We start from the raw sequence: 21,255 nt of genomic DNA on the forward strand, positions 1-21,255 counted from the left end.
GAATGGAGTCATGTTCGCAACGAAAGTGTTCGGGTTCGTTCTCATGTTGTGGGAACTCAATTGGGGGGTCGGCGGCCCCCGCACGGGTCCGTGCCCTTATGAACCGTCGCGGGCGTACGTGTCCCCATGAACGTAGTTCCGGACACGAGCGTGGTCATCGACGGCCGCGTGTCCGAGCGGGTCGAGAGCGGCGAGTTCGAGGGCGCGACGGTGCAGGTGCCCGAGGCCGTCGTCGCGGAGCTGGAAGCGCAGGCCAACGACGGGATCGAGAGCGGGTGGGACGGCCTCTCCGAACTCCAGCGCCTCGCGGAGCTGGCCGACGAGGGGACGATAGAACTGGAGTACGTCGGCGAGCGCCCCGACGCGGTCGAGCGCGGCCACGCCAGCGAGGGCGAGGTCGACGCGCTGATCCGCGAGATAGCCGCCGACCTGGACGCCACGTTCGTCACCAGCGACGTGGTCCAGAGCGAGGTGGCGGAGGCGAAGGGGCTGTCGGTGGAGTACATCACGCCCCGGACCCGCGACGTGGGCGAACTCTCCATCGAGGGGATGGTCGACGAGCGGACCATGAGCCTCCACCTGCGCTCGGGCGCGGTGCCGATGGCGAAACGCGGCGAGATCGGCGAGATGCAGTTCGAGCCGGTCGGCGACGAGCCCACCTCCGAGGAGGAGATGAAGGAGTACGCCCAGGAGGTCATCGAGAGCGCCAAGCAGGCCAACGAGGGGTTCGTCGAACTCTCGGACGACGGGATGACGATCGTCCAGTTCCGGGACTACCGCATCGCCGTCGCGGAGCCGCCGTTCGCCGACGGCTACGAGATCACCGCCGTCCGGCCGATCGTCAAGACCGACATCGAGGACTACGAGTTCGCCGACGAACTGAAGGAGCGCCTGCTGGAGTCGAAACGCGGCGTCCTCATCTCCGGCTCGCCGGGGGCGGGGAAGTCGACGTTCGCGCAGGCCGTCGCCGAGTACATCGCCGACCACGACTTCGCGGTCAAGACGATGGAGAAGCCCCGCGACCTGCAGGTCGGCCCGGAGATCACCCAGTACACCGAACTCGGCGGCGAGATGGCAAACACCGCCGACTCGCTGCTGATGGTGCGGCCGGACTACACCATCTACGACGAGGTGCGCAAGACCGACGACTTCGAGGTGTTCGCCGACATGCGGCTTGCCGGCGTCGGGATGATCGGCGTCGTCCACGCCACCCGCGCCATCGACGCGCTCCAGCGCCTCGTCGGCCGGGTCGAACTGGGCATGATCCCCCAGATCGTCGACACCGTCGTCTACATCGAGGCCGGCGAGGTCGCCAAGGTGTACGACGTGTCGACGGAGGTTAAGGTACCCGAGGGGCTCACCGAGGAGGACCTGACCCGCCCGGTGATCATGATCCGCGACTTCGAGACGGGCCAGCCCGAGTACGAGATCTACACGTTCAACCGGCAGGTCGTCACCGTCCCGCTGGGCGAGGAGGAGGGCTCCGAGAGCGGCGTCGACCGTATCGCCCGCCAGGAGATCGAACGCGAGATCCGCTCGATCGCCCGCGGCCACGTCGACGTGGAACTGAAGAGCCAGGACACCGCGGTCGTCTACGTCGAGGAGGACGACATCTCCACGGTCATCGGCAAGGGCGGCGGCCGCATCACCGACGTGGAGAACCGGCTGGGCATCGACATCGACGTGCGCACCCACGACGAGAAGCCGGGCGGCCGGAGCACGGGCGGAGGCGGTGGCGGCGGCTCCGCCGGCGGCAGCCCCGGCGAGATAGTCGAACCCGAGGTCACATCGCGCCACATCGTCATCCCGGTCGACGGGCACGCCGGCGAGACGGTCGAGGTGCAGGCCGACGGCGAGTACCTCTTCACCGCGACGGTCGGCCGCGGCGGCGACGTACAGGTCACTCGGGGCAGCGCGATAGCGGAGGAGTTAGAGCGGGCGATAGACGAGCGGCGGGCGATAAGCGTCAGTTCGAACTAGCGATTACTCGGCGCAGCAGCACGGCTCGGCGTCCTCGCCGCCGTCGGCCTCGACGGTCGGCTCGTCCTCGGTGAGCTGATAGAGGCTCTGTCGGGCGTCGGCGAAGTAGACGTCCTCGTCGACCATCCCAATCTCCTGGAGCCGTTCGAGCGCGTAGCGCACCGTCCGCGCCGACAGCATCGATTCCTGTACGATCTGTTTCTGCGTCAGCGGCCCGTCGTACTCGAGTACTTTGAAAACGAGCTTAGCGCTCGGCGGAAGGTCTTCGAGCTCCTCATCAGTAGCTGCCATCGTTACGATTCGAAAGTCCCCAGAAGCATAAAGATTGTCGAGACGGGGCTGCAAACGCCGCGTCGCCCCCCTCCGACGGCGGCGTACGGGCCGCTGCATCGCCAAGCGAACTGCTTTTCACCGCGGCTCTCCGAGGACCCCGTATGTCGACCGAACAGGCCGAGGGGATGGATTCCCATCTCCGATCGATCACGGTCACGTCGCTCGCGTCCATCGGCGGGATAGTGGCGGCGCTTATCTCCTCCGCGATGACGTCGGGCATGTCGCCGTCCGAGGCGGCCACCTACCAGCCCGCCCAGATCATCGTCCTCGCGGTCGTGCTGGTACAGATCCCGATCTACCGGGCCCTGGGCGTGTACGGCGAGGACGGCGCCGGCGCGAAGGACTACCTCTTCATCGCCTTCATGACCTTCTCGCTGTGGTTCGTGGTGTGGGGCATCATGCTCGAAACGGGCTTCGGCATCACCGTCTAAGATGGCCCAGGACAGCATCGCAGTCGTCGACCTCGACAGGTGTCAGCCCGACCGCTGCAACTACGAGTGCAAGAACTACTGCCCGCCCAACCGAACCGGGAAGGAGTGCATCACGCTCCGCGGCCCGGAGACCGAGGAGGGCGAACCCGACCAGGTCCGCATCAGCGAGGAGATCTGCCTCGGCGAGTCCTGTGGCATCTGCGTCGAGAAGTGTCCGTTCGACGCCATCGAGATCATCAACCTGCCCCAGGAGCTCCAGGACGACCCGGCCCACCGCTACGGCGAGAACGCCTTCTCGCTGTACGGCCTGCCGGTCCCACAGGAGGGGCAGGTCACGGGCATCCTCGGCCCGAACGGCATCGGGAAGACGACCGCCGTCCGGATCCTCGCCGGCGAACTCGTCCCGAACCTCGGGGACCACGCGGCCGACCCCGACTGGGACGACGCGCTCGACGCCTACCGCGGCACCGAACTGCAGGACTACATCGCCGACGTGAAGTCGGGCGACGTGACGGTGGCGCGCAAGCCCCAGTACGTCGACCAGATCCCCTCGCAGTTCGACGGCAACACCCGCCAGCTGCTCGAACGGACCGACGAGCGCGACGACCTGGACTACCTCGTCGAGCGCCTCTCGATCGGCCCCGTGATGGACCAGGCCATCGACGACCTCTCGGGCGGCGAGCTCCAGCGCGTCGCCATCGCGGCCTGCCTCGCCCGCGAAGCGGACTTCTACTTCCTCGACGAGATCACGCCGTACCTCGACATCGGCCAGCGCGTCACCGTCGCCCGCCTCATCCAGGAACTGGCCCAGGAGGGCGACAAGTCGATGCTCGTCGTCGAGCACGACCTCGCCGTACTGGACCTGCTCGCGGACAACCTCCACGTAGCGTACGGCGAACCGGGGGCGTACGGCGTCATCACGTCCCCCAAGTCCGTCCGCAACGGCATCAACGAGTACCTCGCGGGCTACCTCGACAACGAGAACATGCGCATCCGGCCGGAGGCCATCGAGTTCGAGGAACACGCCCCCCGGACGGCCTCGACCGCCGACACGCTCGTCGAGTACCCCGACCTCTCGCAGTCCTACGGCGAGGGCGAGTTCTCGCTCTCGGTCGAGGGCGGCGAGATCCGCGAAAACGAGGTGCTTGGCATCGTCGGGCCGAACGGCATCGGGAAGTCGACGTTCGCCAGGCTGCTCACCGGCGACCTGGAACCGGACACGGGCGAGGTCGACTTCGCCCTGGACATCTCCTACAAGCCCCAGTACGTCGAGATCGACCAGCCGATGCGGGTCGACGCGTTCCTCTCCTCGATCACCGACCAGTTCGGCTCCTCGTACTGGAACACGGAGATCGCCCAACCGCTCCAGCTGGAGCGGATCATGGAGCAGAACCTGACCGACCTGTCGGGCGGGGAGCGCCAGCGCGTCGCCATCGCGGCCTGCCTCTCCGAGGACGCCGACGTCTACCTGCTTGACGAGCCGAGCGCCCACCTCGACGTGGAACAGCGGGTGCAGGCGACCCGCGCGATCCGGCGCTACGCCGAGAGCCAGGACGCGACGGTGCTTGTCATCGACCACGACATCTACATGATCGACCTGCTGTCGGACCGGCTGATGGTGTTCGACGGCGAACCGGCCGAGCGCGGCCACGCCGGCACGCCCCAGGACATGCGCTCGGGGATGAACGACTTCCTCGCGAACCTGGAGATCACGTTCCGGCGCGACGAGCGGGTCGGCCGCCCGCGGATCAACAAGCCGGGCAGCCAACTCGACCGCCAGCAGAAACGCGACGGCGAGTACTACTACGCGCCGTAGGGGGAGGGGACGGGCCTCACAGCACCTGCCGCTGGCAGGAGCCACAGAGGCTCTGTTCCTTGACGTCGACCTCGCGGACGGTGGGTGAGAAGTTCATCACGCAGCGGTTGTTGTCGCAGTGCTCCAGGCCGAGCGTGTGGCCGATCTCGTGGACGATCTCCTTGCGGACGCGGTCGCCGAATATCTCGCCGGCGTCCTTGTTCGAGAAGCCGCCGTCGCTGGAGGTCTGGAGCCGGTAGGTGGAGACGACGCTGCCGTTGCCGTCGAGGTAGGCCAGCCCGAACACGTAGTTGCGCCGCCGGTAGAACAGGTCCTTCGTCGTGACGGCGATGTTCTTCTCGCCGTCGCCGACGCGGGAGGCGAGTTTGATGAACTCCTCGGCGCCGTACTGGTTGCGGTTGCTGTCGTACGCGCCGTTGGGGATGGACTGGGGCTCGTGGACGTTCACCTCGCAGTCGTAGACGCTCCGGAGCCCGTCGGAGGCCTGCCGCTTGATGTTGGCAGGCACGTCCCCCACCGGCACGATGTCAACGAGCATGGACAGCCATTAGTTCGCGCCGCCAATAAACATCCCGCCCGTGACCCGTTCGTCCACCGACGCCCTCGCCGACCGCCTCGCCCGCTACGACCGCGTCGTCGAGGTCGGGGTCGGCCGCCGGACCGACGTGGCTGCCGCGCTTTCGGCCCGCGGCGTCGCCGTCGTCGCGACCGACGTCCGCGAGCGGCCGGTGCCCGAGGGCGTCCGGTTCGTCCGTGACGACGTGACCGACCCGGACCCGGCGGTGTACGCCGACGCCGGGGCCGTCTACGCGCTGAACGCGCCGCCCGAACTCCATCGTCCCCTGCGGGACGCCGCCGAGCGGGCCAACGCCGACCTCCTCTTCACGACGCTCGGCGGGGACGGGCCCGCGGTCCCCGTCGAGCGCGAGACGCTCCCCGGCGAAACGCTGTACCGCGCCGTCGACGGGCCGCACGGTCGGCGGTAGCCGCGGCGCGTCCGTGGGGCCGCCGCGAGCGACACGCCCTTATCCCCGCCCTGCCTGCCGTCGGACATGAACGCCGACGCAGTCGTGCTGGACGTCGACGGGGTGCTCGTCGACGTGGCGGACTCCTACCGCCGGGCGATAGTCGAGTCGATAGAGCGCGTCCACGGCCGGACGATCCCGAAGGAGGCGATCCAGCAGTTCAAGGACGCGGGCGGGTTCAACAACGACTGGGAACTCACCGACGCCGCCGCGCTGTACGTGCTCGCGGCGGGCGAGGGGTACGGCGACAGCATCGCCGACTACACCGACGCCATCGCCGCGGAGGGCGGCGGCGTCGACGCCGCGGAGGCCGTCGTGGTCGACGCGCTGGGCGCGAACGCCGCCGAGCGCGTCCGCGAACGCTGGGACCCGGAGCGGCTCCGCGACGTGTTCCAGCAGCTGTACCTCGGCGCGGAGCTGTACCGCGCCATCGAGGGCGGCGAGCCCGAACTGGAGACGGAGGGGTTCATCCACGACGAGCCGACCATCGCCGACGGGTCGACCCTCGACGCCCTCACGGAGCGCTTCGACGTGGGCGTGCTCACCGGCCGCCCGGCCGCCGAGGCGAGCATCGCGCTGGAGCGGGTCGGCCTCGACGTGCCCGCCGAAGCCCGGTTCACGATGGACGACTGGGCGGCCGGCAAGCCGGACCCGGCGGCGCTCGTGACGCTGGCCGAGCGGTTCGACGCCGGGCGGGTCGTCTTCGTCGGCGATACGCTGGACGACGTGCGGACGGCGGTCAACGCCGCGGAGGCGGACCCCGACCGCCAGTACCGCGGCGTCGGCGTCCTGACCGGCGGGCTTACCGGCGCGTCCGGCCGCGAGAAGTACGAGGCGGCCGGGGCGGCCGCGGTGGTCGACTCCGTCAACGACCTCCCCGACCTGCTGGAGTGACCGCGCCGAGGACCGCGCCGTACACGAGGTGGTGGAACAGCGTCTCGGCGGCCGCCGCCCGCGACAGGTCGCGGCCGAATCGCCCCCACCCGACGACCGGGAAGAACACCAGTTGCTGGACCAGCCACAGGAGCGCGCCCCACGCCGCGCCGCGGGCGGTCGCGCGCGCCGTTCCGCCGTCGCCGCGCGGCGACAGCGCGGCGAAGAGCGCGCCCATCGTCCCGCCGTAGCCGAGGTGGGCGACGGCGGCGGCCGGGTACTCGACGGTCCGCGGCGCGCGCCCGCCAAGCAGCCGCCGGACCAGCGCCAGCGGGAACGGCGCGGGCAGCGCGGTCAGCCCCTGCCGCCGCCCGGCGATCGCCGCCGTCGTCTTCCACACGGTCGCCACGACGCCCGCCGCGAAGCCGGATGCGAGTCGTCCCATACCCGGCCCACCACGGCCGACGGGAAATGCGCTCGCCCGGACGCTTTTGGCGCTCCGCGTGGGACGGCGACCGTGACCGACGTCGACAGCGTGGAGTCGAAACTCGCCCGCGCCGCCGAGGCCGACGAGGCCGAGGCGCGCCGCCTGCTCACGGAAGCCCGCGAGGGGATCGCCCGCCTGCGCGAGCGCGGCGACGCCGACGCGGACCGCCTCGACGCCCTCGAAACCGACGTCGAGCAGCGGCTCCGGGCGGTCGGCGAACGGGACGCCTACGACGGGGGCGGCGTCGAGGGGGCCGCGACGAACCCCGACGACGAGGACGCTCCCTGATGCTTTATCCGGCCCCGGCCCCCAAGCCCGGGGTATGGACCGCGCTACGCTCGAACGGCGCGCCTGGACCGTCGCCCTCTCGCTGCTGGTCGCGAGCGTCGTCGGCGTGTCAGTCGCCGGCAACGCCGCGGCGTTCCTCCTCGTGGCCGCCATCGCCTTCGTCGTCGCCTACCCGATCGTCTCCCGGATCCTGGGGCGGTCGATCGGCCAGGACGGCGACCGCCCGGGGGACCTGACGCTGTTCTGGGGGACGATACTGCTCAGCACGCCCCTCCTGTGGATGGTCGAACGGGCGGCCCCCGACGGGGTCGCGTTCACCGCCCGCAGCGTCGCCTTCGCCGTCGTGTTCCTCTTCGCCACGTGGCTAGCGTACTACGGCGGCTACGACCGCATCCGGCGGGCGGTCTGATGCCCGACTGGACCTGGCTGGCGACGTTCGCCAGCGGGTGCTACCTGCTGGCCGTGACGGGTGCGCTGGTCGGCGTCCCCGCGGAGGCCGGCCTCCCGACGGCGGCCGTCGCGACGGGCGGCGCGCTCGCCGTCTGGGCCCTCGCGTCGTGGCTCGACGACGGGGGGTACGACCGCCTCGGCGCGGACCGCGACGGCGCGACCGGCTTCTTCTGGCTACTGGTGCTGTATCTCCCGTACGGATCCCTCCCGACGCTGGCGGCGCTGGACCGGCTGCTCGACCTCCCCGCCGACCTCGTCCTCCCGGCGACGGTCTGGGCGCTGACGCCGGTCGCGGCGTGGCTGGCGTTCTACGGCGGACTCGACCGCCTCGGGCTCGACGGCCGCGTCTTCGAGCGGCTGGTCGGCGGCTGGCTCGCCGCCGTCCTGGTCGGCTTCGTGGCCGCGGCCACGCTCGGCCTGACGCTCTCCCGGGTCGCGGTGGCCGCGGGGTTCCTGTTCGCGCAGGCGGTCGGCGTCGCGCTGGCGGCCCGCTCGGCGGGGGCGGAGAGCGAACGGGAGGATGGCGGGGGCGGCGACGCCGGCCGGACTCCCAACGCTTAATCCCCGAGCGTCCGACGTGCGCGTATGCGAATCGCACTACTCGGCGGCACCGGCGACATCGGGCAGGGACTCGCGCTCCGCTGGGCGTACGACACCGCCCACGAGGTACTGATCGGCTCGCGCGACCCGGAGAAGGCCCGGACCAAGGCCGAGGAGTACGAGACCGAACTCGACAGCCGCGGCGTCGACTGCGAGATCAAGGGGTTCGAGAACGGGATGGCCGCCGACCGCGCGGACGTGGTCGTCGCCGCCGTCCCGCCGTACCACGTCTCCGACACCGTCGAGGCCGTCGCCGACCGGCTGGACGACGACGCGGTCCTCGTCTCGCCCGCCGTCGGCATGAAAGGCGACGGGGACGGGATGCACTACCACCGGCCGGGCGCGGGCAGCGTGACGGCCGTCGCCGCCGAGGCCGCCCCCGACGACGTCCGGGTCGTCGGCGCGTTCCACAACCTCGCGGCGGACCGCCTCGCCAACCTGGACGTCGAACTCGACGTCGACACGCTGGTCGTCGGCGACGACGACGGCGCGAAGGAGACGGTCACGATGCTCGCGGAGGGGATCGAGGGCATTCGGGCGCTGGACGCCGGCCCCGTCGCCAACGCCGCCGAAGTCGAGAGCGTGACGCCGCTGCTCATCAACATCGCCCGGCACAACGACGGGATGCACGACGTGGGCGTCGAATTCAAGTGACCGGAGCGGGGCGACCCGCACGGGCCGGCACTCACTTCGAGCGGCGCTCAAACTCGACGGTCGTGTCGCTCCCCGACCGCGACCCGCCGTCCGACCCCTCGTCAAGCACCCGCTCCAGTTCGCGTTCGAACTCGCGTTCGCTCAGTTCGCCCTCGACGTACCGTTCCCGGAGGCGCTGGCGGCGGTCCTCGGCGGTGGGTGCGACCCGGTCGGAGGCGTCGATCCGCCGGAGGACGGGGTACTCGCGTTCGAGCCACTCGACGACGGCGACCAGCCGGTCGCTCCGGGGGACCGACGCGTTCCGGAGGACGGAGACGACGGTGGCAGCGAGAAACACGGCGGCGAACAGGCCGAGGACGACCCCGGCCGCGACCCACTCGGCCGCCGCCGCGAGCATCGCCAACAGCACGAACTCCTCGCCGTAGTATGCGCCCCCGGAGAGCACCGACAGCGCGTCTATCGCCCCCAGCAGCCCGACGCCGACCAGCAGGATCCCGGAGACGACGAACCCGCCGAAGTAGAGCCAATGACGGGAGACCATGGCCGCGGGTCGGCCCCGGACGGAGTTAAACGTGTGGGAGCCTGCCGACCCGTCACTCCAGATAGCCCAGTTGGCGGAGCGAGTCGAGCGTCTCGTCGTCGAAGTCGGCGTCCTCCAGGGCCTCCCGACCGACGGCGTAGCGCTCCTCGAGGAAGACGAGCAGCTGGCGAGCGGTCCGGAGCTTGAAGCAAAGCTCGGGGTCGTCCACGTCCGACTGGACGCTCTCCAGCATCGTATCGACCGTCTCGAAGGTCGTGTCGGCCATAGTCGACCGTTGGCCGTCCGACTACATAAAATACGCAACAATTATTGATAACCGAGAACGGTCGCCGAACTGACGACCCGAGGGGACGGGCCGTCCCGCACCCGGGGCGGCGGTCGGGGCGTCGCGGAGTTGGCCGCCTCAGGCCCCGGCGTTCTCCAGCGCGGACTCGATGTCGTCGCGCTGGGTGACGCCGACGAACCGCTCGACGATGCCGTCGTCGTTCTCGACGATGAGCGTCGGGAGCGAGCGGACCTGGTACTCGTTTGCCACGTCCTGTTTCTCGTCGACGTTTATCTTCTCGACCTCGAACCGGCCCTCCCAGTCCTCCTCTAGCTCCTCGAGGATGGGGTCCTGCGTCTTGCAGGGGCCACACCAGTCGGCGTAGAAGTCCTTGAGTGTTACAGTCATGCTGCGCTCGCCGTGAGTAGCCCCGCGTCGCGCATAAGGGTTTCCCACTCGTGTACCGGGCCGACACGGCCGGAGCGGTGCGAAAGGTTTACCCACTGGCGATGCGGATAGCCGGGTATGAGCAGCGGAGAGAACAGCGGCGGGCTGATGTCCAGTGCGGGGCTCGTCCGCTACTTCGACGCGGAAGACCGGAACGCCATCACCATCGACCCGAAGACCGTCGTCGCCTTCGGCGTCCTCTTCGGGGTCGTGGTCCAGGTGCTGTCGATCATCGGGTGACGGCCGCCGGCCGAGCGGGTTTTTTACTCGGGGCACGTAGCGGGGGTCGATGACGCTTACCGCCGGAGTCGTCGCCGTCCAGGGCGACGTGAGCGAACACGCCGACGCCGTTTGCCGCGCCGCCGAGCGCCGCGGCCGCGAGGCCGACGTAGTGGAGATCCGGGACGCCGGGGTCGTCCCCGACTGCGACGTGCTCCTCATGCCGGGCGGGGAGTCGACCACCATCTCCCGCCTGCTCCACGACGAGGGGATCGCCGCCGAGATACGCGACCACGTCGCCGCCGGCAAGCCCGTGCTGGCGACCTGCGCGGGGCTGATCGTCGCCGCGACGGACGCCGGCGACGACCGGGTGGAGACGCTGGACCTCGTCGACGTGACCGTCCAGCGCAACGCCTTCGGCCGGCAGAAGGACAGCTTTGAGGCCCCGCTTGCCGTGGACGGCCTCGACGAGCCGTTCCCCGCGGTGTTCATCCGCGCGCCGGTCATCGCCGACGTCGGCGAGGCCGAGGTGCTGGCCGAGTGGGACGGCCGCCCGGTGGCGGTACGTGACGGCCCGGTCGTCGGCACGTCCTTCCACCCGGAACTGACCGAGGACGACCGGATCCACGAACTCGCCTTCTTCGCGGAGACGCCGGCGACGCAGTAAGGGAACTTTTCTCCCTGCGGGCCGAGGGTCGAATATGGACGCGACAATCGACGCCGTCCGCGTCGCCGGGACGCCCGACGGGCCGGTACCCGTCGCCGTGCTCGCCGTCGAGGACGAGCCCGACGTGCTCCCGATCTTCATCGGGTTCGACGAGGCGGCGAGCATCGCGCGCGGCCTCGACGCCGAGGACATCGGCCGGCCGCTGACCCACGACCTGCTGCTCGACGTGGTCGAGGAGCTTGGCGGCCGCGTCGACCGGGTCACCGTCAGCGCGGTCGAGGACGGCACCTACATCGCCGACCTCGCGATCGAGACGCCCCGCGGCGAGGCGACCGTCGACGCGCGACCCAGCGACTCGCTGGCGCTCGCCGCCCGGACGAACGCGCCGGTCAGCGTCGACGAGTCGGTGTTCGAGAGCGGCCGCCAGCCCCGCGAGGAGTTCGACGACCTCGACGACATCCGGGAGGTGGCGGAACTCGCATGAGCGGCGACGCGCGACCCGACACCGACGACGCGGACGACGTGATAGACGAACTGTTCGCCGTCATCGAGGACCGCAAGGAGCGCCTGCCCGAGGACTCCTACACCGCCTCGCTGTTTACCAGCGAGAAGGGGGAAAACGAGGTGCTGGAGAAACTGGGCGAGGAAAGCACCGAACTCGTCCTCGCGGCCAAGGACGACGACCACGATGAGATCGCCCACGAGAGCGCCGACATCGTCTACCACCTGCTCGTGTTGCTGTCGATGAAGGACATGGACGTGGCGGATCTGCGGGCGGCGCTGGAAGAGCGGCGGTAGCGCGTCGATCAGTCGGCAACCAGTCGTTCTCCGACGGTGGGACTTGATGGGCGATAGACACGTGTGAAAAAAGGATCGCTCAAAACTTCAGGTGAAATCTGACGGAGTTCACCCGTAGGATACAGTCCTGCTGCACCACGACTTCCGCTCGTTCCTGCTCATCACCGAATTCAACCATCCTGTCGGAGATGTTCCCATTGTCCGCCGCGATGACAGATTCCTCTGAGACTCCGCCTCGGATTTCGATCTCTTCGGCGGGGCAGTTGAACACAACCTTCAATTTGTTTCCGTCGGCTTCCGGAAACAGTTCAACTGGCCGTTGTCCATCCGGAAACGACGAATCTACCGAGATCAATTTGCTCTTCTCTCCGTTCACTTCCAGCGAGTGTATCTTATCGCCGTCACGTTCGAGCGTCGTCCAGTTTTCGATGACAAACGGCCTGATTGACCCTTCGATCGACGGATAGCTGTAATCCGGGTGGTTTCCCAGTATGAAATCGATAATTCCCATACAGGTCAGTAGGGGGGGAATGCATTGAAACTTGTTTCAGAATTCCGTTTATCAGGTGTGAAAAATAGAGTATTCACCCCTGAGCGGTTAGCAATCCCGATCTTTGGTCCAAACATAATTACGACAGGTAATTATTAATACATACCGTCACAAACAGGAGTCATGGATTGGGACCGCCTCAAGCGGCGATCCTACCTCGGCGGGGTCGTAGCGACGCTCACCGGCCTCGCAGGGTGTAACGAGACGGACGGCACACCGACCCGGACGACCAGCGAAACCCCGCGGGACGCACTCACCGACACCGAGGCCGCGGAGACCACGGACTCCCAGACAGCCGACGAGCAACCGCTCCGTCCCCACGATCATTCGGGCGACGGGGCAGGGGGCGCGACCCTGGCCCCCCGCGACGTCCACGGAACCGTCTACGCCGCCGCGATGCCGGGAGATGACCTCTCGGCGAAGGTCCGCAACGCCATCGACGCCATCCCGGCCGGCGGGACAGTCGTCGTAACCCCGCGGACGGACGGTAACCCCTGGCAGTGGCACGACACGGTGACGGTCAACCTCAACGGCGCAGGTGGGGTCACCCTCCGGTTCCGGGGGATGACGATGGTCGAGTACACCGGCAACGGCTGGGCCATCGAAACCGTCTACGAACCCGCCGAGTACGGACAGCTCAACCGCGGGGACTTCTTCGAACTGCGCGGCGGCCACTGGCGGGCGACCGGGGACGACCCCGCGGGATGGCTGCGGATGGTCGACACCAACTTCGCCGAAATCGAGCCCGAACTGGTGATCGACTTCACCAACAGCGACAAGACCGCGACGGGGGTTCGAGTCGAGAACCGGGGGATGTTCTGCGAATCGAACGTCTTCACCGGCCACTTCGCCGGCGTCGACATCGGGATGGACTTCGTGCCGGCCGCGGCAACGGGCGGGTCGGGTACCAACAGCTTCGAGGGGAACTACATTCGGAACCTCAAGGTGCTGAACGCAAAACGGACGGCGTTCCGATGGCGTGACGGCGCGAACTTCTCCTGGAGCGTCGTCCAGAACACCGACGCGTTCGCCGCGAGTTACGACGTGGCCGACGAGGTCGTACTGTACGACTTCGGCGGGAAGTTCAACGGGACGACGTTCGTCGGCCCGAAGATCGAGGACGGTGGCAGCGAGGACGTCGCCGATATCGGGTACCGGGTGCGGGACTCGGTCGGGACGCCGCCCCTGCTGATCAACCCCCGCGGGCAGGACGCCGTCGACACGCTCGTCGAGTACGCCGACCGGTACAAGAGCCTTCCCGCGTTGATGGTCTGGGACGACGGCCGCAGGAGCCGGGCCGGGGTTCACGATTTCGGGCGGTTCGATCAGGAGCCCCGTTTCGGTGAGGAGTGCGTGATCTTCCCGAGCGCCCGGGTTCACGGCGCGGATAGCCGGAACCCGGATACGCCGGGCAAGGTCATCTATGCCGACGGGGATGTCGACGGCATGCCGGAGGGGCTCTACCGGGCCGACCCGGAGAACTCCCAGTGGGTGAAGGTAAGCGACAACTCGATCACCTACGAGGACTGAATCGGCTCGCCCCGGCGTTCGGGTTGGCGGGTTCTCCGGGCCGGGTTTCCAATCCAACGAGTCGGGTGATCGCCTCGGTCACTGCGTCGGATGCGTCCACCGATGCTGACGGCCTCGTCCGGCGATCACCCCGCTCGAACAGCGTCCTAGCCGAGCAGGCCGCCGACCGCGCCCGCTATCGCGCTGTCTATCGCCATCAGCAGCGCCACGAACAGCGCGACGAGGAAGACGGTCCCGCCGACCAGCGGCCCGAGCGGACCGAGGGCGACGGTGCCGACGGTCCCCGCGCCGACGCCGAGCGCGACGGCGATCAGGATCCCGCCCAGGCCCCCGGCGACCAGCCCGTGCCACGCGCCGCGCAGGAGGCCGCCGCCGGCGATGTAGCCCGCGACGAACCCGCCGACCAGCCCGGCGGCCGCGTGGCCGACGCCCGGGAGCGCGAACGCGAACAGTCCCAGGACGAGTTCCACCGCGAAGCCGATGCCGACGGCGCGCCAGTTCATGCCCGGAGGTAGGCCGCCGACGGGTAAGTGCCTTCCTGCGGTCCGTCGGGTCGCCGCCGGAGCTTCGGGGCCGCCGAGCGTCGGGCTCGCCACAGCCGCAGGCGAGAGGGCCGGATCCGCGCGCTTTTACCCGGTGGCGGTCTATGGACGGACATGATTTTCGAGGACCTCCCGACGACGCCCACGTCGGAGGAGCTCATCGACAAGGCGTTCTCGCGGGCGGCGCGGGCGGGCCGGGCCAAGAGCGGCTTCGAGGCCCAGCAGTCGATGCTCCAGACGGCGTCGAACATCCTCTCGGACAACCTGCAGAACGTCACGACGGCGTGGCCCGACTTCGACGAGGTCGACCCGTTCTACTACGAACTCGCCCACGCGCTGGTCGACGTGGACGAGGTCAGACAGAGCCTCTCGGAGGTGACCTGGGCGAGCCGCAAGGTCGCCGAGATCCGCGGGGAGTACCAAGGCCGGCTGCGGGGCGACACGGACACCGCCCGCAAGGTCCGAAAGCAGGCGTTCGCCCGCATGGCGGACGTGGTCGAGGAGGTCGAGGACGACCTCGCCCGCCTCGGCGACGCCCGCGAGCAGCTCCGGAAACTCCCGGATATCGACCCCGACGAGCCGACCATCGTCGTCGCGGGCTACCCCAACGTCGGGAAGTCGTCGTTCGTCAACGGCGTGACCAACGCCCGCGGCGAGACGGCGTCGTACCCGTTCACGACGAAGGGGATCGGCGTCGGCCACTTCCACCGGGACCGCATCCGCTACCAGATCGTCGACACGCCGGGACTGCTCGACCGGCCGGCCGACGAGCGAAACGACATCGAGTCCCAGGCCATCTCGGCCCTGGAGCACCTCGCCGACTGCGTCCTCTTTCTCGTCGACGCGAGCGGCGACTGCGGCTACCCGCTCGACGCCCAGTTGGAACTGCGGGACGCGGTCGAGGGCGACTTCGAGGCCGTCCCCGTGCTGACGGTCTGTAACAAGGCCGACCGCTCGCGGGACGTGGAGGCCGACCACTACATGAGCGTCGCGGAGGGCGAGAACGTCGAGGGCGTGCTCGACGCGGCGGTCGAGGCGATCGGCTACGAGCCCGAACTGCCGTTCGACGGGTAGGCCCCCGCGGGGTCGCGAACGACCCGCGGGCGGTCCGCGGTCGTCAGGCCGCGGTCGCGTTGTACGTCACCTGCACCTGCGCGGAGACGGTGACCGGGCCGGACTCGACGTTCGTGCCGCCGGCGTCGGCCGCGGCGGTCATCGCCTCGGCGTGGTAGGGCCGCACGTCGACCGAGCCGGTCGACACGGCTGAGACCCCCGCGATCGAGAGGTTCGCGTTCTCCGCGAGGACGTCGGCGTCAGCCCGCGCGTTCTCCATGGCGGCCGTCAGCGCGTCCGCGCGGAGGTCGCTCCGCGCCTCCTCGGAGAGGGTGAACTGTACCTGGTTCACGTCGGTCGCGCCGTTGTTCACGGCCGTCTCGATGACGGAGCCGACGCCGTCGACGTCGTCGGTTTCGACCTCGAAGGAGTGGATCGCGACGTAACGGGTCACGTCGTCGTTCCGGCGGGACTCCCGGTCCTGCCGGATGACGTAGTGGCCGGTCTCGACCTGGTCGTCCTCGATGCCGATCTCGGCCAGCGCCGCCCGCATCGTCGAGACGTTCGCACTGAGTCGCTCCCGTGCGGTCTCGGGATCGTCGGCCGTCGCCCGCACGGCGACGTCGAGGATCGCCCGGTCGGGGTCGGCCGTCACTTCGCCGTTCGCCCGCACCTGGACCGTTCGGCCGTCGTCGTGGCCGCGGTCCGCAGTGTCGGCACCGTCGTCGGCCGCCGTGGTCGGCGTGTCCGCCGACGAGTCCCCGATAGCTCCCAGACAGCCCGCCGTGACGAGCAGCGTCGCGACGGCGAGCGTTGCGATGATCTTTCGTGACATGCGGGCGTATCTGCGACACCCGACAGAAAGTAGCTCACGGAATGTGAAACGGCCGTTTGAGCTATCGGGGGACGCCGGGTCCCGTCGCCGCTACGCCGGCGCGGTGCGTCCGAGCGCTGCCCCAGGTCGCTCCCGGAGTCCGTCCCGCTCCGCCAGCCGCGTCGACCCCTCGGCGTTCTGGACGGAGACGAACTGCACCTGCACGGCGACGTCGTTCCCGGTCCGGTTCTCCACCCGTTCCCTGATCCGGTCGGCGAGCCCCGGCTGTTGCTCGTCGACCGGCCGGCCGACAGTGACGGTCACCCGCTCGGCCTGCGTGCCGACCGGGCCGCCGGACCGCTCGATCGTCACGTCGATCAGCGTGGCGTTCCCGTAGGGCTCCTCGGAGAGGACGGCGTTTACCTCGTCGCGGATCACCCGGTCGCTGGTCGCCGTCTGGAACGAGGTGACCGTCACCCCGGCGAGAAAGCCCGAGAGGACGACCAGCGCGAGGACGAGCGTCCCGAGCCGCCGGAGCGTCTTCGACCGGGCCTCGTCGGCCTCGAACCACTGCTCCGGCCGGTAGCCCATGTACCGGAGCACCGCCAGCGCGGCGAGGTTGATCGAAAACAGGTTCACCAGCACCAGCACGCCCGCGCCGAGCACGATGTCGGGCAGCCCCCACGCGACGCCGATCCCGACCGCCGCGACCGGCGGGATGAGCGCCGCGGCGATCATCACGCCCACGAGCGCCGCCGAGACGCCCCCCGAGAGGCTAATCGCGCCGGCGATCCCGCCGCCGAGCGCCACGGCCAGCGAGAGGAAGTCCGGCGAGAGCCGGCCCTGTACCTGCCCGAGTCCGAGCACGTCCAGCCCGGGCGGCACGAGATACAGCGACTTCACCAGCACGGCGAAGACCGTCGCCGAGATGACGGCGACGCTGAAGCCGACGACCTGGTACTTGACCCCCTGCCGGAACAGATCCTCGTCGTTGACGACGGTGCCGACGCTCGTCGCCATCGCCGGGCCGAGCACGGGCGCGATCACCATCGACCCGACGACGACCGCCGGCGAGTCGACGAGCAGTCCGGCCGTCGCGACGACGGCGCTCACGACCGCCAGCGTCAGGTACGTCCGGAGGTCCGGCATCAGGTCGGACGCCTCCGTCCGGATCTCCTCGCGGGCGATGCGCTGGTCCGACTGCTCCTCGTCGGCGTAGCGCTCCTGTAGCTTCTCGAACCGGTTCGAGACGACCGTCCGGGCGTCGATGATGATCGTGTAGCTGTCGTCGTCGATCCCGATCTCCCGGAGGCGGTCCAGCACCGGTTCGACGGCGTTGCGCGGCAGGGGGAACGTGACGACCGCGGTGTACTCGCGGCTGCTCGTCTCGTCCGTGACGGCGTAGTCGATCCCCTCGTCGTCCAGTTCGCGCAGGACGGCTTCGCGCTTGCCCGCCGGGATCATGACCTCTACGAGGCGCACGGGCGGCGGTTCGTGCCCGCGGGGGAATAAACCCCCGTGCCTACGCCTCGGCTGCGCGGCCCCCGGCCGGGACGCCGCCCCGCACCCCGAGACGGCACCCTTAACCCCGGGCGAGCGCTACCGGCGACCATGTTCGAGGAGCGCCCCGACCGCGACGCCGAGGTCGCCTTCGTCGGCCGGTCGAACGTCGGGAAGTCGACGCTGATGCGGGAGATCACGGGCCACACGTTCGACACCGGCCGCAAGCCCGGCGTCACGCGCTCGCCGAACCACTACGACTGGGCCCCCGAGGACTTCGTGCTCACCGACCTCCCCGGCTTCGGCTTCATGTCCGGCGTCTCCGAGGAACAGCGCGAGGCGACGAAGGACGGCATCGTCCGCTACCTGGAGGACCGCGCGGACAACGTCCTCGTCGCCGTGCTCGTGCTGGACGGCAAGAGCGCCGTCGACATCATCGACCGCCACTCCGGCGAGGACGAGGTGCCGTACGTCATCGACATGTACGGCTTCCTGCAGGACCTGGGCATCCCGACGGTCATCGCCGTCAACAAGATGGACAAGGTCGACGACCGCGACGAGCGCCTCGACGCCATCTGTGACCGGTTCGGCCTCTACCCGCCGTGGCAGCAGTGGCAGGAGTCGGTCGCCCCCATCTCCGCGAAGAAGGGCGACATCGACGCGCTGAACGAGGCGATACGCCACCACCTCCACGAGGCCGAACGGGACGACCTGTTCAAGTTCTTCTAGGCGACCTTTTTCCCGGTCGGGTGTCCTCACGGACCTTCGGCCCGCTGCGGGCACCCTCCCGGCAAAAATGTCGATCAAAAAGGCCGCGGCCTCGCTCCGCTCGACCGCGGTGAACCGCTCGCTTCGCTCGCGGATGCTGTGACGCTACGGCCTGCCCTTCCCCGAATCGGGACACGCTCCGCGGGCGGAGCGGTCCCGCCCGGCCCCGTCGGGTGGGACAGTTGCGTCGGTTCGTCGCCGGCCGGCCGGCGCGAACCGCCCTTTTTTGGCCCGCCCGCACCATTCGTCCGTATGAACTTCGACTCGTTCGTCCTGGCGGCGGCCACCGCCGACCTGGACGACGAACCCGCCGCCCGGGAGCACGCCGACGCCGTCGAGTTCCGGATGGACCTCGCCGACGACCCGCTGGACCAGCTTGCGGCCTACGACGGCGTGCTGCCGCTCATCGCCACCAACCGCGCGGAGTGGGAGGGCGGCGAGGCGGGCGACGCCGGCCGGCTCGACGACCTCGCCGAAGCCGCCGAGCACGACGCCGTCGAGGCCGTCGACGTGGAGCTGAACGCCATCCGGCACGGCGGCGGGAGCGGCGTCGTCGACCACGCGCGCGAGCACGACGCGGCGGCGATCGCCTCCATGCACGACTTCGACGGCACGCCCGCGGCCGACGAACTGCGGGACATGCTGGCCGACGCCGTCGACAACGCCGACGTCGGCAAACTGGCCGTGACGGCGACCGACCCGGCGGACGTGCTCACCGTGTTGATGCTCACCCGCGAGTTCAGCGCGCGCGGCGAGACCGTCGCAACGATGGCGATGGGCGAACCGGGCCGCCACTCCCGTGCCGTCGCGCCGGTGTACGGCTCGCGGATCGGCTACGCGCCCGTCGACCCCGACGAGGCGACCGCGCCGGGCCAGTACGACCTCGCGACGCTCCGGGACCTGGTCGAGCGTTTGCGTTCGAAACCCGAAGCTTAACGGCCGGGCGCTGTCAAGGTCGCGTCAGTATGTCCCGCTTACGGTCGGCACTCGCGGTCGGCCTCTCCGTTCTGTTCCCCGGTCTCGGCCACGCCTACCTGCGGCAGTGGGTCCGGGCGCTGCTGTGGGCCGCCCTCTCGATCTCCGCGTCGGCACTTCTGATGCCCGAACCGGCGACGTCCGGGACGGTGATAGAGCGCGCCACCGCGACCGTCGAGGCGATGTCCCGGACCGAGACGTTCGTCCTGCTGTCGGTGACGCTGTTTGCGGCCATCGACGCGTTCGTCATCTCCGTCCGGCAGGCCAACTACGACCCCGACGCGGTCCACTGCCCCAACTGCGGGAACGAGATCGACGAGGAACTGGACTTCTGTCACTGGTGTACGAGCCGGATCGGCGAACCGGCCGACGAGGCCGAGGGCCCGGCGACGTAACGTTCGTCCGCTGTCCTCAGTTCCGGCCGTTGCCGCCCGAGTCGGCAACTACCGGGACGGGTGCGGCGGTCCGCCTCACTTCTCGATGATGCTCTCCTCGACGGCCTCGCCGAAGTGGCGCGCGGTGTCCTCGTAGTACACCCGCACGCGGTCGCCCTCCGCCAGTTCGGTGACGGCGGTGCGGCCGTCCTCCGTGGCGACTTTCACCGTCTCGGCGTTCTGGATCAGCGTCTCGAAGCGGTCGCCGTTGTCGGCCTCCAGTTCCACCCGAAACATGGGGCGTTGCTCTATCTTCGCCCGGCCGACGACCGCCTCGCGGGTGTTGCCGTCGGTGTCGACGACCTGCACCTCGTCGCCGCTTCGCAGTTCCGAGAGGTACTTCGTGCCGCCGTCGGGCGTCCGGACGTACGCGTGGACCGCGCCGGCGTTGACCCGGAACGGGCGCGAGGCGACGTACGGCGACTCGGCGGTCTCGGCGTGGACGAACACCAGTCCCCGCGACATCGACCCGACGAGCATCCCCTCGTCGTGGTCCAGCAGGCTCCCCGTGTCGACGCAGACGCGGTCGGCGCTGCCGGCGCGCTCGACCGTCAGCACCGTCGCCGACTCCAGGGAAAGCGTCTCGCGCTCGGCCTCGTCGCGGACCGCGACCGTCTCGCGGATCTCGTCGGGGTCGTCGCTGTCCAGCAGGACGGCGTCGGCCCCGAGTTCGAGCGTCTCGTAGGCGGTCTGGGCCTCCTCGGCGGTCGTGACGCCGGCGATCAGTTCCGTCTCCGAGCCGATCCGGGCGATGAGGTTCTCCAGCGGGATGATCGTCCAGTCCTCGCCGACGACGATGGTGTAGTCGGCCTCGGCGGCCGCCGCCTCGGCGAACGCCTCGTAGTCCTCGTCGAAGATGCGGACGTACGCGCCGTCGGCCCGCTCGTCGTCGCGCCGGAGCGTCGAGAGGTCCGCCGACCCGGAGAAGTCGTTGGGCAGGTCGACCGTTCCGTCTCCCTCGCCCTCCTTGCCGACGACGTAGGCGTCGGCGGTCGCGCCCCCCTCGCTCTCCGGGTCGTCTATCACGTCCACGTCGCCGCCGGTGACGAACGCCGCGACGTTCACGTCGCCCAGTTCGCGGACGCGCTCCACGTCGTGGTCGTCGACCAGCACCCAGTCCACGCCGGACTCCAGCCCGGCCGTGATCCGTCGCCGCCGCGCCTCCCAGTCGCCGACGCTCCCGTCGGCCTTGAGCCACACCGATCGTGTCATGTC

The 21,255-nt window shown here is 69.5% G+C and carries 29 protein-coding genes; 18 read left to right on the forward strand and 11 right to left on the reverse strand.

The window, feature by feature from the left end:
• The first annotated feature begins 126 nt into the window (after positions 1 to 126).
• Positions 127 to 1,980, forward strand: coding sequence for a PINc/VapC family ATPase (locus tag EYW40_RS04995; RefSeq protein ID WP_135820492.1), 1,854 nt, complete (start codon positions 127 to 129; stop codon positions 1,978 to 1,980).
• Positions 1,981 to 1,983: 3 nt separating this feature from the next.
• Here EYW40_RS04995 and EYW40_RS05000 read toward each other — a convergent pair whose 3' ends face one another.
• A complete protein-coding gene (locus EYW40_RS05000; RefSeq protein ID WP_135820493.1) occupies positions 1,984 to 2,271 on the reverse strand; it encodes a MarR family transcriptional regulator in 288 nt (95 codons plus the stop codon).
• 143 nt (positions 2,272 to 2,414) lie between these two features.
• Here EYW40_RS05000 and EYW40_RS05005 point away from each other — a divergent pair, with 143 nt between their 5' ends.
• Positions 2,415 to 2,744: an EMC6-like membrane protein gene (locus EYW40_RS05005; RefSeq protein WP_135820494.1), complete on the forward strand. Its 330-nt coding sequence runs from the start codon at positions 2,415 to 2,417 to the stop codon at positions 2,742 to 2,744.
• 1 nt (position 2,745) lies between these two features.
• Positions 2,746 to 4,560: a ribosome biogenesis/translation initiation ATPase RLI gene (locus EYW40_RS05010; protein ID WP_135820495.1), complete on the forward strand. Its 1,815-nt coding sequence runs from the start codon at positions 2,746 to 2,748 to the stop codon at positions 4,558 to 4,560.
• A 16-nt stretch (positions 4,561 to 4,576) separates the two neighbouring features.
• Here the strand turns inward: EYW40_RS05010 and EYW40_RS05015 are convergent, their stop codons facing one another.
• On the reverse strand, positions 4,577 to 5,098 hold the full coding sequence (locus EYW40_RS05015) for an archaemetzincin family Zn-dependent metalloprotease (protein ID WP_135820496.1): 522 nt from the start codon (positions 5,096 to 5,098) through the stop codon (positions 4,577 to 4,579).
• Between the two features lie 40 nt (positions 5,099 to 5,138).
• Here EYW40_RS05015 and EYW40_RS05020 point away from each other — a divergent pair, with 40 nt between their 5' ends.
• A complete protein-coding gene (locus EYW40_RS05020) occupies positions 5,139 to 5,546 on the forward strand; it encodes a UPF0146 family protein (protein WP_135820497.1) in 408 nt (135 codons plus the stop codon).
• A 66-nt stretch (positions 5,547 to 5,612) separates the two neighbouring features.
• Entirely contained in the window at positions 5,613 to 6,479 is an 867-nt protein-coding gene (locus EYW40_RS05025) for a TIGR01548 family HAD-type hydrolase (RefSeq protein WP_135820498.1), read from the forward strand.
• Here the strand turns inward: EYW40_RS05025 and EYW40_RS05030 are convergent.
• Complete coding sequence (locus tag EYW40_RS05030; protein ID WP_135820499.1) at positions 6,451 to 6,903, reverse strand: hypothetical protein; 453 nt, start codon at positions 6,901 to 6,903, stop codon at positions 6,451 to 6,453. The two genes, EYW40_RS05025 and EYW40_RS05030, sit on opposite strands and share 29 nt — an antisense overlap.
• Positions 6,904 to 6,975: 72 nt before the next feature.
• Here EYW40_RS05030 and EYW40_RS05035 point away from each other — a divergent pair, with 72 nt between their 5' ends.
• The 4 genes from EYW40_RS05035 to npdG are packed head-to-tail and all read left to right on the forward strand — an operon-like array spanning position 6,976 to position 8,937.
• Positions 6,976 to 7,233 (forward strand): hypothetical protein, encoded by a 258-nt coding sequence (locus tag EYW40_RS05035; RefSeq protein WP_135820500.1) that lies wholly within the window; start codon positions 6,976 to 6,978, stop codon positions 7,231 to 7,233.
• Between the two features lie 34 nt (positions 7,234 to 7,267).
• Complete coding sequence (locus EYW40_RS05040) at positions 7,268 to 7,642, forward strand: hypothetical protein (RefSeq protein ID WP_135820501.1); 375 nt, start codon at positions 7,268 to 7,270, stop codon at positions 7,640 to 7,642.
• On the forward strand, positions 7,642 to 8,244 hold the full coding sequence (locus EYW40_RS05045; protein ID WP_135820502.1) for a hypothetical protein: 603 nt from the start codon (positions 7,642 to 7,644) through the stop codon (positions 8,242 to 8,244). Before EYW40_RS05040 ends, EYW40_RS05045 begins: the two co-directional genes overlap by 1 nt.
• Before the next feature lie 24 nt (positions 8,245 to 8,268).
• Positions 8,269 to 8,937 carry an NADPH-dependent F420 reductase gene (gene npdG, locus EYW40_RS05050; protein ID WP_135820503.1) on the forward strand — a complete coding sequence of 223 codons (669 nt, stop codon included), beginning with the start codon at positions 8,269 to 8,271 and terminating at the stop codon, positions 8,935 to 8,937.
• Positions 8,938 to 8,968: 31 nt separating this feature from the next.
• Here the strand turns inward: npdG and EYW40_RS05055 are convergent, their stop codons facing one another.
• The 3 genes from EYW40_RS05055 to EYW40_RS05065 all read right to left on the reverse strand — a co-directional run bounded on the left by EYW40_RS05055 (position 8,969) and on the right by EYW40_RS05065 (position 10,151).
• Positions 8,969 to 9,478: an SHOCT domain-containing protein gene (locus EYW40_RS05055; protein ID WP_135820504.1), complete on the reverse strand. Its 510-nt coding sequence runs from the start codon at positions 9,476 to 9,478 to the stop codon at positions 8,969 to 8,971.
• 52 nt (positions 9,479 to 9,530) lie between these two features.
• Positions 9,531 to 9,743: a hypothetical protein gene (locus tag EYW40_RS05060; RefSeq protein WP_135820505.1), complete on the reverse strand. Its 213-nt coding sequence runs from the start codon at positions 9,741 to 9,743 to the stop codon at positions 9,531 to 9,533.
• Positions 9,744 to 9,881: 138 nt separating this feature from the next.
• Complete coding sequence (locus tag EYW40_RS05065; RefSeq protein ID WP_135820506.1) at positions 9,882 to 10,151, reverse strand: thioredoxin family protein; 270 nt, start codon at positions 10,149 to 10,151, stop codon at positions 9,882 to 9,884.
• A gap of 117 nt (positions 10,152 to 10,268) precedes the next feature.
• Between EYW40_RS05065 and EYW40_RS05070 the strand changes: the two genes are divergently transcribed.
• From EYW40_RS05070 to hisE, 4 genes are read left to right on the forward strand one after another with little or no spacing between them, the layout of a single operon-like run.
• Positions 10,269 to 10,430, forward strand: coding sequence for a preprotein translocase subunit Sec61beta (locus tag EYW40_RS05070; protein ID WP_135820507.1), 162 nt, complete (start codon positions 10,269 to 10,271; stop codon positions 10,428 to 10,430).
• A 49-nt stretch (positions 10,431 to 10,479) separates the two neighbouring features.
• Positions 10,480 to 11,076 (forward strand): pyridoxal 5'-phosphate synthase glutaminase subunit PdxT, encoded by a 597-nt coding sequence (gene pdxT, locus EYW40_RS05075; protein ID WP_135820508.1) that lies wholly within the window; start codon positions 10,480 to 10,482, stop codon positions 11,074 to 11,076.
• Between the two features lie 34 nt (positions 11,077 to 11,110).
• Entirely contained in the window at positions 11,111 to 11,560 is a 450-nt protein-coding gene (locus EYW40_RS05080; protein ID WP_135820509.1) for a bifunctional nuclease family protein, read from the forward strand.
• Positions 11,557 to 11,874 carry a phosphoribosyl-ATP diphosphatase gene (hisE, locus tag EYW40_RS05085; RefSeq protein WP_135820510.1) on the forward strand — a complete coding sequence of 106 codons (318 nt, stop codon included), beginning with the start codon at positions 11,557 to 11,559 and terminating at the stop codon, positions 11,872 to 11,874. The genes EYW40_RS05080 and hisE overlap by 4 nt, the downstream gene beginning before the upstream one ends.
• Before the next feature lie 79 nt (positions 11,875 to 11,953).
• On the opposite strand, the gene EYW40_RS05090 is transcribed toward hisE, so the two are convergent.
• Positions 11,954 to 12,385, reverse strand: a complete 432-nt coding sequence (locus EYW40_RS05090) for a hypothetical protein (protein ID WP_135820511.1) — start codon at positions 12,383 to 12,385, stop codon at positions 11,954 to 11,956.
• A gap of 162 nt (positions 12,386 to 12,547) precedes the next feature.
• Here EYW40_RS05090 and EYW40_RS05095 point away from each other — a divergent pair, with 162 nt between their 5' ends.
• Positions 12,548 to 13,954 (forward strand): hypothetical protein, encoded by a 1,407-nt coding sequence (locus EYW40_RS05095; RefSeq protein ID WP_135820512.1) that lies wholly within the window; start codon positions 12,548 to 12,550, stop codon positions 13,952 to 13,954.
• Between the two features lie 146 nt (positions 13,955 to 14,100).
• Here the strand turns inward: EYW40_RS05095 and EYW40_RS05100 are convergent, their stop codons facing one another.
• Positions 14,101 to 14,457: a DUF5518 domain-containing protein gene (locus EYW40_RS05100; protein WP_135820513.1), complete on the reverse strand. Its 357-nt coding sequence runs from the start codon at positions 14,455 to 14,457 to the stop codon at positions 14,101 to 14,103.
• Between the two features lie 153 nt (positions 14,458 to 14,610).
• Here EYW40_RS05100 and EYW40_RS05105 point away from each other — a divergent pair, with 153 nt between their 5' ends.
• Positions 14,611 to 15,570 carry an NOG1 family protein gene (locus tag EYW40_RS05105; protein WP_135820514.1) on the forward strand — a complete coding sequence of 320 codons (960 nt, stop codon included), beginning with the start codon at positions 14,611 to 14,613 and terminating at the stop codon, positions 15,568 to 15,570.
• A 43-nt stretch (positions 15,571 to 15,613) separates the two neighbouring features.
• Here the strand turns inward: EYW40_RS05105 and EYW40_RS05110 are convergent, their stop codons facing one another.
• Entirely contained in the window at positions 15,614 to 16,384 is a 771-nt protein-coding gene (locus EYW40_RS05110; protein WP_135820515.1) for an SIMPL domain-containing protein, read from the reverse strand.
• A 90-nt stretch (positions 16,385 to 16,474) separates the two neighbouring features.
• Positions 16,475 to 17,845, reverse strand: a complete 1,371-nt coding sequence (locus EYW40_RS05115; RefSeq protein WP_135820516.1) for a TIGR00341 family protein — start codon at positions 17,843 to 17,845, stop codon at positions 16,475 to 16,477.
• Between the two features lie 129 nt (positions 17,846 to 17,974).
• Between EYW40_RS05115 and engB the strand changes: the two genes are divergently transcribed.
• From engB to EYW40_RS05130, 3 genes are all read left to right on the forward strand, one after another.
• Positions 17,975 to 18,592: a GTP-binding protein EngB gene (gene engB, locus EYW40_RS05120; protein ID WP_135820517.1), complete on the forward strand. Its 618-nt coding sequence runs from the start codon at positions 17,975 to 17,977 to the stop codon at positions 18,590 to 18,592.
• Positions 18,593 to 18,883: 291 nt separating this feature from the next.
• Positions 18,884 to 19,567, forward strand: coding sequence for a type I 3-dehydroquinate dehydratase (locus EYW40_RS05125; protein WP_135820518.1), 684 nt, complete (start codon positions 18,884 to 18,886; stop codon positions 19,565 to 19,567).
• Positions 19,568 to 19,596: 29 nt separating this feature from the next.
• Positions 19,597 to 20,001, forward strand: a complete 405-nt coding sequence (locus EYW40_RS05130) for a zinc ribbon domain-containing protein (RefSeq protein ID WP_135820519.1) — start codon at positions 19,597 to 19,599, stop codon at positions 19,999 to 20,001.
• A 75-nt stretch (positions 20,002 to 20,076) separates the two neighbouring features.
• Here the strand turns inward: EYW40_RS05130 and EYW40_RS05135 are convergent, their stop codons facing one another.
• Positions 20,077 to 21,252 carry a 3-dehydroquinate synthase II gene (locus tag EYW40_RS05135; RefSeq protein ID WP_135820520.1) on the reverse strand — a complete coding sequence of 392 codons (1,176 nt, stop codon included), beginning with the start codon at positions 21,250 to 21,252 and terminating at the stop codon, positions 20,077 to 20,079.
• Positions 21,253 to 21,255: the final 3 nt, after the last annotated feature.

The sequence above is a fragment of the Halostella litorea genome, assembly GCF_004785955.1.
GTDB lineage: Archaea > Halobacteriota > Halobacteria > Halobacteriales > Natronoarchaeaceae > Halostella > Halostella litorea.